Annotated in this window: 17 protein-coding genes; 1 reads left to right on the forward strand and 16 read right to left on the reverse strand. The window is 44.4% G+C overall.

The window, feature by feature from the left end:
• Positions 1–164 precede the first annotated feature (164 nt).
• From rpsQ to ACTQ9T_RS13170, 16 genes are all read right to left on the reverse strand, one after another.
• Entirely contained in the window at positions 165–437 is a 273-nt protein-coding gene (gene rpsQ / locus ACTQ9T_RS13095; RefSeq protein ID WP_010196699.1) for a 30S ribosomal protein S17, read from the reverse strand.
• Entirely contained in the window at positions 434–631 is a 198-nt protein-coding gene (gene rpmC, locus ACTQ9T_RS13100; RefSeq protein ID WP_010196696.1) for a 50S ribosomal protein L29, read from the reverse strand. Before rpmC ends, rpsQ begins: the two co-directional genes overlap by 4 nt.
• The gene (rplP, locus tag ACTQ9T_RS13105) at positions 631–1,044 is read right to left on the reverse strand and encodes a 50S ribosomal protein L16 (protein ID WP_010196693.1); all 414 of its coding nucleotides are present in this window, start codon (positions 1,042–1,044) and stop codon (positions 631–633) included. Before rplP ends, rpmC begins: the two co-directional genes overlap by 1 nt.
• 3 nt (positions 1,045–1,047) lie before the next feature.
• Complete coding sequence (rpsC, locus tag ACTQ9T_RS13110; RefSeq protein WP_010196691.1) at positions 1,048–1,776, reverse strand: 30S ribosomal protein S3; 729 nt, start codon at positions 1,774–1,776, stop codon at positions 1,048–1,050.
• Positions 1,777–1,779: 3 nt separating this feature from the next.
• Entirely contained in the window at positions 1,780–2,109 is a 330-nt protein-coding gene (gene rplV, locus ACTQ9T_RS13115; RefSeq protein WP_010196689.1) for a 50S ribosomal protein L22, read from the reverse strand.
• Between the two features lie 10 nt (positions 2,110–2,119).
• Positions 2,120–2,395, reverse strand: a complete 276-nt coding sequence (gene rpsS / locus ACTQ9T_RS13120) for a 30S ribosomal protein S19 (protein ID WP_010196682.1) — start codon at positions 2,393–2,395, stop codon at positions 2,120–2,122.
• 12 nt (positions 2,396–2,407) lie between these two features.
• The gene (gene rplB / locus ACTQ9T_RS13125; protein WP_010196679.1) at positions 2,408–3,235 is read right to left on the reverse strand and encodes a 50S ribosomal protein L2; all 828 of its coding nucleotides are present in this window, start codon (positions 3,233–3,235) and stop codon (positions 2,408–2,410) included.
• An 11-nt stretch (positions 3,236–3,246) separates the two neighbouring features.
• Positions 3,247–3,597, reverse strand: a complete 351-nt coding sequence (gene rplW, locus ACTQ9T_RS13130; RefSeq protein WP_010196677.1) for a 50S ribosomal protein L23 — start codon at positions 3,595–3,597, stop codon at positions 3,247–3,249.
• Positions 3,594–4,196, reverse strand: coding sequence for a 50S ribosomal protein L4 (rplD, locus tag ACTQ9T_RS13135; RefSeq protein ID WP_010196673.1), 603 nt, complete (start codon positions 4,194–4,196; stop codon positions 3,594–3,596). Before rplD ends, rplW begins: the two co-directional genes overlap by 4 nt.
• A 14-nt stretch (positions 4,197–4,210) precedes the next feature.
• On the reverse strand, positions 4,211–4,849 hold the full coding sequence (gene rplC / locus ACTQ9T_RS13140) for a 50S ribosomal protein L3 (RefSeq protein ID WP_010196672.1): 639 nt from the start codon (positions 4,847–4,849) through the stop codon (positions 4,211–4,213).
• A 48-nt stretch (positions 4,850–4,897) separates the two neighbouring features.
• Positions 4,898–5,209 carry a 30S ribosomal protein S10 gene (gene rpsJ / locus ACTQ9T_RS13145; RefSeq protein ID WP_010196670.1) on the reverse strand — a complete coding sequence of 104 codons (312 nt, stop codon included), beginning with the start codon at positions 5,207–5,209 and terminating at the stop codon, positions 4,898–4,900.
• A 407-nt stretch (positions 5,210–5,616) separates the two neighbouring features.
• The gene (locus ACTQ9T_RS13150) at positions 5,617–7,227 is read right to left on the reverse strand and encodes an Rne/Rng family ribonuclease (RefSeq protein ID WP_440465353.1); all 1,611 of its coding nucleotides are present in this window, start codon (positions 7,225–7,227) and stop codon (positions 5,617–5,619) included.
• A 171-nt stretch (positions 7,228–7,398) separates the two neighbouring features.
• Entirely contained in the window at positions 7,399–8,064 is a 666-nt protein-coding gene (locus tag ACTQ9T_RS13155; protein ID WP_440465354.1) for a Maf family protein, read from the reverse strand.
• Positions 8,065–8,223: 159 nt separating this feature from the next.
• Positions 8,224–8,709, reverse strand: a complete 486-nt coding sequence (gene mreD / locus ACTQ9T_RS13160) for a rod shape-determining protein MreD (RefSeq protein WP_440465355.1) — start codon at positions 8,707–8,709, stop codon at positions 8,224–8,226.
• Positions 8,710–8,845: 136 nt separating this feature from the next.
• Positions 8,846–9,712, reverse strand: a complete 867-nt coding sequence (mreC, locus tag ACTQ9T_RS13165) for a rod shape-determining protein MreC (protein ID WP_440465356.1) — start codon at positions 9,710–9,712, stop codon at positions 8,846–8,848.
• Between the two features lie 284 nt (positions 9,713–9,996).
• Positions 9,997–11,034, reverse strand: a complete 1,038-nt coding sequence (locus tag ACTQ9T_RS13170) for a rod shape-determining protein (protein WP_026037076.1) — start codon at positions 11,032–11,034, stop codon at positions 9,997–9,999.
• 662 nt (positions 11,035–11,696) lie between these two features.
• Here ACTQ9T_RS13170 and gatC point away from each other — a divergent pair.
• The gene (gene gatC / locus ACTQ9T_RS13175) at positions 11,697–12,011 is read left to right on the forward strand and encodes an Asp-tRNA(Asn)/Glu-tRNA(Gln) amidotransferase subunit GatC (RefSeq protein ID WP_440465357.1); all 315 of its coding nucleotides are present in this window, start codon (positions 11,697–11,699) and stop codon (positions 12,009–12,011) included.
• Positions 12,012–12,068: the final 57 nt, after the last annotated feature.

Below are 12,068 nucleotides of genomic sequence, written 5' to 3' on the forward strand. Positions count from 1 at the left end.
ATGAGCAATAAAAACCAGTTGCTGCCGCTAGCACAGTATGAGTAGTCGGCATTGTAATATAAATAACCGCTGCTACTCTTAATGTGAGTGATATACGCTCGGCGCAATCAGCATCCTTAAAAAGGCGGCTATTTTAACAGCTTCTGGCTTTTAATGCAATTTACTTAGATTTTTTCTACTTTTTCAACCACATCAACCAAAGTCCAAGACTTGGTTTTTGAGATTGGACGCGTTTCTTTGATGCGGACAAGGTCGCCTTGTTGGCAAACGTTATTCTCATCATGAGCTTTGATTTTTGTAGAACGACGAAGCTGCTTGCCATACAAAGGATGACGTACAAGACGTTCAATCAAAACTGTGATGGACTTGTCCATCTTGTCGCTGACAACTCTTCCTGTCAATACGCTAGCATTAGCTGTTTGATTGTTATCGCTCATGAGTCGCCTCGTTGTTTCTCGTTAATCAAAGTCTGAATCTGAGCAATCGTGCGACGATTGCCTCTGACTTCATGGGTATTACCCAACTGACCAGTTGCTTTAGCCATACGAATACGGAAAGCATCAAGTTGCTTTTCATCAAGTAACTGGGTCAGTTCTTCTAATGATTTATCACGTAATTCACTGATCTTCATTACATTATCGTCCGCTTAACAATGGTAGTTTTAAAGGGCAGTTTTGCTGCAGCAAGCGTGAAAGCTTCACGTGCAAGCTCTTCTGGTACCCCTTCAATTTCATATAGCACTTTACCAGGTTTGATTTCGCATACCCAATATTCAACAGGACCTTTACCTTTACCCATACGTACTTCTAATGGCTTGTTGGTAATAGGCTTGTCTGGGAATACACGAATCCAAATCTTACCGCCACGCTTAATTTTACGAGTGATGGTACGACGTGCTGCTTCGATTTGACGGGCTGTCATACGACCGCGCGTCAATGATTTTAGACCAATTTGTCCGAATGCAACGGTGCTTCCACGATGAGCTAGCCCAGTGTTACGACCTTTATGCATTTTACGAAACTTGGTACGTTTTGGCTGTAACATAGTTTAACCTCTGTCTGAGTTTCGACGGTTTCCGTTTCCGCGACCACGGCGTTTTGGCGCACGAGTCTGCTCTTCTTTGACGGGATTGTAAACACTGTTCATACCGTCAAGGATCTCTCCGCGGAAGATCCAAACTTTTACACCGATGGTGCCGTAAGTTGTCTCTGCACGTACTGACGCATAGTCAATATCAGCGCGAAGTGTATGTAATGGCACACGGCCTTCACGATACCACTCACTACGAGCAATCTCAGCACCGCCAAGACGACCAGACAGCTCAACTTTAATACCTTTAGCACCAGAACGCATGCTGTTCTGTACCGCGCGTTTCATCGCACGACGGAACATAACACGACGCTCAAGCTGGCTTCCGATACCGTCTGCTACCAAACGTGCATCAAGATCAGGTGACGTGATTTCTTCAATGTTGACCTGAGCAGGTACGCCCATAATTTTGGTCAATTCTTTTTGAAGTCTTTCGATATCTTCGCCTTTCTTACCGATAACAATACCAGGACGCGCAGTGGCGATGGTAATCTTAGCGGCGCCAGTAGGACGCTCGATCATGATGTTGCTGATCATAGCGTTATCTAGCTTTTTGCGTAGATACTCACGAACTTGAATGTCGTTAATGAGGTATTCTGAGTATTGTTTAGGGTTAGCATACCAATTTGCATTATGCTTTTTTACAACACCAAGACGAATTCCGATTGGATGTACTTTTTGACCCATAACTTATTCTCCTACCTTTATAGTGATGTGACAGGTACGCTTACTGATACGATCAGCGCGACCTTTGGCACGTGGTAGGATACGTTTTAGCGTAATGCCTTCATCAACGTAGATGGTTGATACTTTAAGCGTATCAATGTCTAAACCGTTGTTGTTTTCGGCATTGGCGATGGCTGAGTTAAGACATTTCTTAACAAACACAGCGCCTTTTTTATTACTATACGTTAGGATATCCAAAGCACGCTCGATAGATTTGCCACGAACTTCATCAGCAACGAGTCTAACTTTTTGTGCCGATATGGCGGCACCGCGTAATTTTGCAGTTACTTCCATGGTAAGCACCTTATCTCTTAGCTTTTTTGTCAATGCCGTGACCACGATACGTACGAGTCGGGGCAAATTCACCTAGTTTATGACCAACCATCTGCTCACTCACAATAACCGGTACGTGAGTACGGCCGTTGTGAACAGATAAAGTTAGGCCAACCATTTGTGGCAGAATCATCGAGCGGCGCGACCAAGTCTTAATTGGTTTGCGTGAGTTGGTGTCTAATGCATTTTCAACTTTAGCAAATAAGTGCGCGTCTATGAATGGACCTTTTTTCAATGAACGAGGCATGAAATTCTTCCTTTATTTCTTCTTGGCGCGGCGGCGGATGATCATGTTGTCAGTACGCTTATTGTGACGCGTTTTAAGTCCTTTAGACTTCTGACCCCAAGGGCTAGTTGGATGGCGACCTTTATTACGACCTTCACCACCACCGTGTGGGTGATCAACCGGGTTCATAGCGACACCACGAACAGAAGGACGAACACCACGCCAACGTGAAGCACCAGCTTTACCAAGTGATTTCAAGTTGTTTTCAGTGTTAGAAACTTCACCAATAACAGCACGGCAATTCACGTGTACACGGCGTGTTTCGCCAGAGCGCATACGTAGAATAGCATAAATACCGTCACGACCTAGCAACTGAACACTAGCACCCGCAGAACGAGCCATCTGTGCACCTTTACCGATTTTAAGTTCGATATTATGGATCACAGTACCTAGTGGTATGTTTTTTAGCGGTAAACAGTTACCTGGACGAATTGGTGATAATTCACCTGACATTACAGTATCACCAACTACTTGTTTCTTAGCAGCGATAATATAACGACGTTCGCCGTCAGCGTACTTAAGTAAAGCAATATGCGCAGTACGGTTAGGATCGTATTCAATACGCTCTACTGTAGCTGGGATATTGTCTTTAGTACGTTTAAAATCAATAATACGATAATGTTGCTTATGACCACCGCCGATGTGACGAGTAGTGATACGGCCATTATTGTTACGACCACCGGTCTTGCTTTTTGATTCTAGAAGCGCTGCAAACGGACGACCTTTATAAAGGTGTGGATGCACTACTTTTTCAACAAAACGACGGCCTGGTGATGTTGGCTTTGCTCTTACGATAGGCATGAGTGTAATCCTTATTCGTTATTCGCTGTTTCACTAGTAGAAGCAGTCGTATTCGCGACCTCTTCACCAGCATCAGCCATTTGTACATCTTGACCAGCTTTTAAGGTAACATAGGCTTTTTTATAGTCATTACGACGGCCGATACTTTTACCAAAACGCTTTGTCTTACCTTTAACGTTCAATGTGTTTACTTTTAAAACTTCAACACCTTCAAACATCATCTCAACTGCTTTTTTAACTTCTAACTTAGTAGCGTTAGAGTCAATTTTAAATACCTGCACACCAAGTGAGTCGCCAAGCATTTGAGATTTCTCTGAGAATACAGGTCCTCTTAGGATCTGATAAAGTCTTGCGTTATTCATGCTAGTGCTTCCTCAAATTGTTTCGCAGCTTCGACTGTCATGATCACTTTATCAAAAGCGATCAAGCTCACTGGATCCACTTCACTTGTATCAAGTACATTGACATGTGGGATGTTTCGAGCAGCTAAGTATAAGTTTTCGTCAACTTCTTTGGTGACGATTAATGCACGTGATGCATTTAACTCACCTAACTTTGCGATAAGCTCTTTAGTCTTAGGTCCAGAAACGCTCAACTCTTCAACCAAGATCAAACGCTCTTGGCGAATCAATTCGGCTAGGATACACTGCATAGCACCGCGATACATTTTACGGTTGACTTTCTGTGACCAATCTTGTGGTTTGGCCGCAAATGTGCGTCCGCCCCCACGCCATATAGGACTACGAATAGAGCCTGCACGAGCACGACCAGTACCTTTTTGGCGCCATGGCTTAATGCCACCGCCAGAAACTTCGGCACGGGTCTTTTGAGCGCGTGTACCTTGGCGAGCACCAGCAAGATATGCGGTGACGACTTGATGCACTAGTGCTTCGTTGAATTCACGACCGAAAGCCGTATCAGAAAGCTCAACTGCCGCCCCTGTAACTGTTTTTAAATCCACGTTAATCCCCTTGCTTAGGCTTTGACTGACGGACGTACGATGACATCGCCACCGGTGGCACCTGGGATAGCACCCTTGATGACAAGTAACCCATTTTCAACATCAACCGATATCACTTCTAGGCCTTGAACGGTAACGCGTTTGTTACCCATCTGACCTGGCATTTTTTTGCCTTTGAAGACTTTACCTGGTGACTGGTTTTGACCAGTTGAACCAATGGCACGGTGAGATACTGAGTTACCATGAGTGGCATCTTGCATGCTGAAGTTGTGACGCTTCACGCCGCCTTGAAAGCCTTTACCTTTACTGTTTCCTGTGACATCAACCATCTGACCTTGTTCAAACAAGTCAGCTAGGATCTCACCACCAATCTCACGACCTTCAAGATCGCTGTCATTGGCACGAAATTCCCAAACACCACGACCAGCGGCAACGCCGGCTTTAGCGAAGTGACCTTTTTGAGCTGCTGTTACGCGGCTGTCACGACGGGTGCCTGTGGTGATTTGGATGGCTTGATAGCCATCTACATCAGTATTTTTTACTTGAGTAATGCGGTTAGCACTGATCTCAACCACTGTTACAGGGATAGATGCGCCTGCTTCAGTGAAGACACGGGTCATGCCGCATTTTTTACCGACTAAACCGATCGCCATTTTAGACCTCTTTATATCTTATATTAATGGGTTGGGTGTTTATGTGCATTAACCCAAAGCAATTTGAACGTCAACACCCGCCGCTAAGTCAAGCTTCATTAGCGCATCCACAGTTTTATCGGTAGGTTGAACAATGTCAACCATACGCTTATGAGTACGGATTTCGTACTGATCACGAGCGTCTTTGTTTACGTGTGGTGAAGTTAGAACGTTGAAGCGCTCAATGCGAGTCGGCAACGGTACAGGACCACAAACTTGCGCACCGGTGCGCTTTGCAGTATCAACAATCTCTTGTGCAGATTGATCAATCAGACGATGATCAAAAGACTTAAGACGGATACGGATTCTCTGGTTAGCCATGCCAGCAAGCTCCTAATATGTGCTTTCGTCATTCTTGCTTTGCAAAGATATGACCAAAAGCCGTTTGGTTAAATATTTACTTAAAGCTGCCTTCTGTTCTTAACCAGAATGAGTTCTTTATTCGAACTTGTAGCGTGCCAAAAGCAAAATAGTTTAAAGCCCCGCCGACCCTTCCATAATAGGATGTCAGCAAAGGCATAATGAAATAGTGCTAGAAACGATGCTCTAGCTGTCATAGCGCCAGCTGTTTGATTGGCTGCGCATATATAATTCAGTGGTATATATTATACATAGTATTTCAGTCATTGCAAGAGCAATATCTATGGCATTTCAAGATATTAGGCTTTATAAACAATGTCACTTGTAGTCAATAATTTGCGCCGAATATTTTAGTAATGGGCAAACCATTAGTCTAAAACGATATCATACTGCTCTTGGGTATAGAGATTTTCGACATCAAAAGTAATCACTCTACCCAGCAGATACTCTAAATCTGCTACCGTATCCGACTCTGAGGTGAGTAATAAATCAATGACTGCGGCATGGGCAACCACCGTAAACTTCTTAGGAGAATTATAGGTACGAGCACAGCGCATGATTTCACGAAATATCTCAAAGCAGACGGTTTCAGCGGTTTTGACAAAGCCGCGGCCTTGACAAGTTGAACACGGCTCACACAACTGCTGCCCTAGCGATTCACGAGTACGTTTACGAGTCATCTCTACCAAACCAAGTTCACTGACTTGGGTAATCTTCGTCTTGGCATAGTCTTGTGCCAGTTGCGACTGTAAACTCTCCAGCACGTCATCTTTATGCTGCTGCTCCAACATATCAATGAAGTCTAGGATAATAATACCGCCAAGATTGCGCAAACGCAGCTGTCGAGCGATGGCATGAGTGGCTTCTAAGTTGGTTTTGTAAACCGTATCTTCTAATGAACGTCCACCAACAAAAGAGCCTGTGTTGACATCAATCGTGGTCATCGCTTCGGTCTGGTCAATAATTAAGTAGCCACCTGACTTTAAGTCAACGCGACGTTTTAAAGCATCACGTAAATCGTCTTCAACCCGATGAACGTCAAATAAAGATTGCTCCGCGGTATAATGCACAATTCGATCATAGACGAAAGGCACGAACTCTTTAGCGAACTGCCTGACTTGCTCGTAGATTTGTGCATTATCAATGACGACTTTTGCGGTATCGGTATGTACTAGGTCACGAATCGAGCGTAGTGGCAGAGCCAGCTCTTGGTAAATAAGCTCTGAGCTTTGATGATGATTGATTTCCTGACGACGCGCGCAGATAGTCCGCCAAAGCTGTAACAAATAATAAATGTCTTCTTCTAGTTTATCGACAGGCACGCGCTCGGCAGCTGTACGGGCAATCAATCCGCCTTTTAGGTTGACGGTTTGCATCAAACTATTTAGCTCAGTCTTGAGACGGTTACGCTCTTCTTCGCCATCGATACGCTGTGATATACCGATATGATCACTCGATGGTAAATATACCAGATAGCGCGACGGCAGAGAGACGTTGGTGGTCAGGCGAGCACCTTTACTGCCCAATTGATCTTTTGTCACTTGGACAAGAATACGTTGGCTTTCATGCAAGCGGTGCTGGATAAGGGTTTTAGAAACAGGAACGACATCGGTACTTTGCGCACTGACCACTGGCGGGCTGACGTCTAAACTATCAACACCGTTTTCCACCACAGTGTTGTCTGTATTCGTATCTGCCTCCTTCTTACTCTCCTCAGGTACTTTATTTTTTCTTTCTACTATTGGGCGAGGCTCGCGCTGCATATCATTGACATGTAAAAACGCTGTCCGTGACTGACCGATATCAACAAAGGCCGCTTGCATACCCGGCAGGACACGCACAACAGTACCCAGATAGATATTACCGACCAAACCCAGTTTGTGATGTCGCTCAATATAGATCTCGCCCAAAATGCCGTTGTCTAGTACGGCGACACGCGACTCCATTGGACTAATATTAATCAGCAGCTCTTCGGACATAATGTTTTCTCTTATCTTTCAGCTTTCTTGTTAGACAGTCATCGTCTATTAGATTTACAGTGTAACAAATGCAACTTGCTCTTGCCCATTACCCTAGCGTGTCGTTATGTGCAGACAATGAACAGCGGGCTTTTAGCGCATTGATAAGGGCTGCTCTACCATTGTGGCTTTTTAATGAGTGCCAGTATCTAGAATATCTTTAAGCAATGCCAGCGTTTGCGAAAGCGGCAAGCCGACGACATTGGTATAGCTACCATTGATACGGCTAACCCATGCAGCACCCAAACCTTGAATACCGTAGCCACCTGCTTTATCAGCAGGTTCGCCACTCTCCCAATAACAGCTCATCATCTCCGTCGTAAGAGGTATAAAGGTGACTGCCGTACGTTCGGTGATTTGTTGTTGCTTGACGACTTGGAATACTGGCTCATGGCTTTCTGTATGAGTGTGCGTAGAAACTAAGGATACATGGGTAGCTTGTACCGCCGTCCATACTTCATGGGTATTATCTGACATTTGCTGCCACATGCGATAAGCGTGCTCGCGATCGGCTGGTTTTACCAGTACTGTCTGACCATCTGGTAGCACACCAATGGTATCAGAAGTCAAAATAATAAGCTGCTCAGCGAGGTTGTCTTTGTTTGTTTCAACGGTGTCATTTAGCTGTTGTACTGCGGTAGTCGCTTTGGCAGCGACCATACGCTCAATATAGTTTTTTGGTAGCTCATTATCTTGTGGTGTTTCATCGATATCGACGCTCATGACTGTAAAATCCAGCTGCGCTCTAGCGAGCAACTCCCGACGACGCGGTGAACCAGAGGCTAAAATAATATCCATTGCTATTCTCTTATTATGATCATATCAATTATCAAAGGCACAGAGACTTTCAGGATTGGCAGCTTTCATGTTGAGCATAAATTCTACTGCCAATCACATTAACACTACTAACAACAGAAAGGCTCTCAAAAGCAATTATTGAGGTAGTAACTGAATTGATTAACGCGCAAATTTTCGTAACACTAATAGCACTAGAGGCCAGCTGACTATACTCATCAATAAAGAAAAGGCAGACTGCGCGACAAAAATGTTTTGGATAAACATCTGTAGCATCCACAAACTCAGTTGAAACAGCATCAAGCCTAATGAGGCGATAAGCCAAGCATTGACAGTGTTTAACTTTCTGACATAAATGCTACTGATCTTGATCACAAGTGCCACCATCACAGCAGCAAAGGCTTGCTGACCTAAGTGGGTGTCCATCAAAAGGTCTGCCGCTAAACCAATGGTAAACGCGGTAAAGATACCAACGTAACGTGGCTGAAACAGCAGCCAAAAAATCAGCACCATGATCATAATCATGGGACGCAAGGTAGCCATACTAGGACTTAATGGATAGACATTGAGCGATGAGGCAACGACAAAGCTGGTAACAATCGCAATGAGCAAGATCCCGATTGGGTGCCTAGAGTCAGAATACGTCATGAATACCTACCTTAGCGAGTGTTTGGTGGCGGCCATTTGAACGTCTATTTAGCTGAAAAAACATCACTAAAAAGGTATGGGTGAAGATATTATAGAGCGAGCCCGGCAAAGTGGTTAGCGATGTATAAATTGAATATCAGCCACCATTACTATCGAAACCCACATTACTTTTATCTATCAGCTTGTCTTGAAGCACTAATACGTAGGCATTATCGATAAAATTTGCCGCTGGCGTGACTTCAATACTTCTGAAGTTATCTGCTTGCGTGTCTTTGACATGAGCGATCCGACCGACTCGATAGCCTGCTGGAATGCGACCACCTAAACCTGAAGAAACCAGCTCGTCACCCACGCGCACATCTGAGGTTTTGAAGACATAATTGAGGCTTAAAGAAGTGGGTATTCCCTGACCCGTCACAATCGCCCGCTGACCCGTACGTTTAACCGTTACTGCTACCGACTGCTGCTCATCAGTAATGAGCAGTAAGCGACTGGTATTGGGATAAACATTAATGATCTGACCCAATATGCCGTCTTCGTCGATGACCGTTTGACCAACTTGCACGCCAGCTTGCGCGCCTTTATTAAGCACGACGATTTGGCGAAGTAAATTGGTGTCTGTACCGATAACCTGTGCCAAATTTAGCTCAAACTGTTCAGGTTTGGTGGTCGACAAGATGCCTTGCAAGCGCGCATTTTGTGCCAAGATATAATCTTGCTGCTGGAGCTTGGCCTGCGCGTGAATCAACTGCGATTTTAATTGCATGTTTTCGCGGCGTAGCGCTTCTTTTGATTGTAAGCTGCCACTTGCCCAATGCTTAGCATAGCTTGGCAATAGTGACAATTCATAGATAGGCTGCATAGCGGCATGGCTGGTATTGCGTACAGGACTGAACCATTCCGGATTTTTGCTATCGAACCACATCATTATCAACGCTACTATCAATACAATAGCAGCCTTACGAAGTGCTAATGGCTGGCGTGCAAAAATACTTGGCGTCATAAGTCATCTAATTAAGGTTTTCTAATGTGAGCAATACCTAGCGCTAATTATAACAATGTTTAACGATCTCATCGTTATCAGCATTTAGTGGCGATGCTTGTAGCTGGCAATTAGTAATATGATTAAAGGCAGCGCAACTGGCTACCTTTATCGTTATTTACTGTTATCGTTAAATCGAATGTTTGACAATCGTGTTAACCATCACTGAAGCATGCTTGTAAAAAATCACGGTTAACAGCAACTGATGTTCATTTAAATAAAAAGCTACTTAAACAAATGGTCACTTAAACAAAAATCATGTTTAAGCTTTTATTATTGATAAAGTCGAGGGCGATACCGCCACCACGACTGACGCAAGTCAATGGATCGTCAGCGACTGTCACTGGCAAACCCGTCTCTCTTGAAATCAGCTTGTCTAAATCACGCAACAATGCACCGCCACCGGTCAAAACAATACCACGCTCGGCAATATCTGATGACAGCTCAGGTGGGGTTTGCTCAAGTGCTGCTTTTACTGCACTGACAATACCGCTTAGTGGGTCGCTTAACGCTTTTTGCACTTCTTCTGAATTGACCGTAAAGGTCTTTGGCACGCCTTCTGCCATGCTACGACCACGAACTTCGACTTCTAATTGACTGTCTTCATTCAGGGCCGAGCCTACTTCTTTTTTGATACGCTCAGCAGTGGTTTCACCAATCACACAACCGTGGGTACGGCGTACATGAGTGATGATGGCTTCATCAAATATGTCGCCACCGATACGAATCGACTCGGCATACACGCAACCTGATAGAGCGATAACCGCAATCTCAGTTGTACCACCACCGATATCGACCACCATTGAGCCACTCGCTTCATGCACTGGCATGCCAGCACCAATAGCAGCGGCCATCGGCTCTTCTAGCAATAGCACTTTGCTTGCGCCCGCTGATGATACGGCTTCACGGATGGCTTTGCGTTCAACGAGAGTTGATTTGCATGGCACACAAACGACCACGTTGGGCTGTGCCATAAAACGCTTCGCCTTTACCTTGCCGATAAAGTGCTTGAGCATTTTTTGGGTCACTTCAAAGTCAGCAATCACGCCGTCTTTTAGGGGACGAATCGCCGTGATGTTGGCAGGCGTACGACCAAGCATCTGCTTGGCATCGATGCCAACCGCAGCAACGGTAGGGTTATGGGTACGATTGCTTCGTAGCGCGACCACCGTAGGCTCATCGAGCACCACGCCTTTATTAGGAATAAAAATTAAAGTGTTCGCAGTACCAAGGTCGATAGCGATATTATTTGATAAAAATCCAAACAGGTTCATGACTAATATATCCAGCATCTTACGAATGAGGCGAATGAGAGTGACTGAGAGGGTTACTCGTCAGTGTTGAGCAGGTCGTCGTTAGACATCAACTGTGGCGAAATTGGTGCATCGCAACAAGTCAAACCTAAGCAATAATGATGAAATGACAAAACTGGGCTAAATTATACCGATTTAGCTCAAAAAAAACACAGGTATTTGCATCAGTAAGGCAGGATTTTGGTCTTAAACGCTAAAAGTTGTTACAAAGTTTGAAATGGCAGTGAATACCATTCAACCTAATGAAACATCATTTAATTCAATAACTAACAAGGCTCTACAGGCAAATGATAGTTTTGCCTAGCATCACAGGTGCATACTGTAACGTATTTCAGAACGTAATGGGTAAGCAATTGAGAATCATGCGGTCAATTTTGCAAATCTTTGTGAATCATGGTGGCTTGGTTGAGATTGTGCAGCAATCAAGCGTCAGGCTCTGTAAACTTGGGTCAGATGCTTTATAATAAGCCTATGCTATCTCACTCTTATTTTAGTAGCCAGTTATAGTGGTTGCTTTTAACAGCAATTTAATTTTCATTACTGGTTTTAACAGCGGCTTTTTAAGTGCTTATTTTAAGCGCTACTTTTAAACCTACTTACTCTAACAAAAACTGTCCTTCACTGGAGAAACTATGTCACAGCAACCAGCAACGTCTGACAGCAACGTCAGCCGTGAAGAAATCCTAGAAGTTGCCAGCCTTGCGCGCTTGGGTGTCGATGAAACGACCGCCAATAGCTATGCCAACGAAATCAGCAAAGTATTAAAACTGATGCATACGCTTGGTAATGTGGACACGACTGATGTTAAACCACTATCGAATATCCATGAGGCTTGCCAAGACTTGCGTGCCGACGTCGCCGAACACAATATCAATCGTGAACGTAACCAATCGGTCGCGCCAGCAGTTGAAGACGGCTTGTATCTGGTACCACAAGTGATTGAATAATTGGTCGGCTCTATTTCTGCCTTTATCTCATTTTATTTTATGCTATTAACATTTTGA

The sequence above is a fragment of the Psychrobacter sp. ASPA161_6 genome, assembly GCF_051970285.1.
In the GTDB taxonomy this organism is placed as follows: domain Bacteria; phylum Pseudomonadota; class Gammaproteobacteria; order Pseudomonadales; family Moraxellaceae; genus Psychrobacter; species Psychrobacter glaciei.

Coding starts and splice junctions, on each gene's coding strand:
- rpsQ (WP_010196699.1), bottom strand. CDS start 437: ATGAGCGATAACAATCAAACAGCTAATGCTAGCGTATTGACAGGAAGA.
- rpmC (WP_010196696.1), bottom strand. CDS start 631: ATGAAGATCAGTGAATTACGTGATAAATCATTAGAAGAACTGACCCAG.
- rplP (WP_010196693.1), bottom strand. CDS start 1,044: ATGTTACAGCCAAAACGTACCAAGTTTCGTAAAATGCATAAAGGTCGT.
- rpsC (WP_010196691.1), bottom strand. CDS start 1,776: ATGGGTCAAAAAGTACATCCAATCGGAATTCGTCTTGGTGTTGTAAAA.
- rplV (WP_010196689.1), bottom strand. CDS start 2,109: ATGGAAGTAACTGCAAAATTACGCGGTGCCGCCATATCGGCACAAAAA.
- rpsS (WP_010196682.1), bottom strand. CDS start 2,395: ATGCCTCGTTCATTGAAAAAAGGTCCATTCATAGACGCGCACTTATTT.
- rplB (WP_010196679.1), bottom strand. CDS start 3,235: ATGCCTATCGTAAGAGCAAAGCCAACATCACCAGGCCGTCGTTTTGTT.
- rplW (WP_010196677.1), bottom strand. CDS start 3,597: ATGAATAACGCAAGACTTTATCAGATCCTAAGAGGACCTGTATTCTCA.
- rplC (WP_010196672.1), bottom strand. CDS start 4,849: ATGGCGATCGGTTTAGTCGGTAAAAAATGCGGCATGACCCGTGTCTTC.
- rpsJ (WP_010196670.1), bottom strand. CDS start 5,209: ATGGCTAACCAGAGAATCCGTATCCGTCTTAAGTCTTTTGATCATCGT.
- ACTQ9T_RS13150 (WP_440465353.1), bottom strand. CDS start 7,227: ATGTCCGAAGAGCTGCTGATTAATATTAGTCCAATGGAGTCGCGTGTC.
- ACTQ9T_RS13155 (WP_440465354.1), bottom strand. CDS start 8,064: ATGGATATTATTTTAGCCTCTGGTTCACCGCGTCGTCGGGAGTTGCTC.
- mreD (WP_440465355.1), bottom strand. CDS start 8,709: ATGACGTATTCTGACTCTAGGCACCCAATCGGGATCTTGCTCATTGCG.
- mreC (WP_440465356.1), bottom strand. CDS start 9,712: ATGACGCCAAGTATTTTTGCACGCCAGCCATTAGCACTTCGTAAGGCT.
- gatC (WP_440465357.1), top strand. CDS start 11,697: ATGTCACAGCAACCAGCAACGTCTGACAGCAACGTCAGCCGTGAAGAA.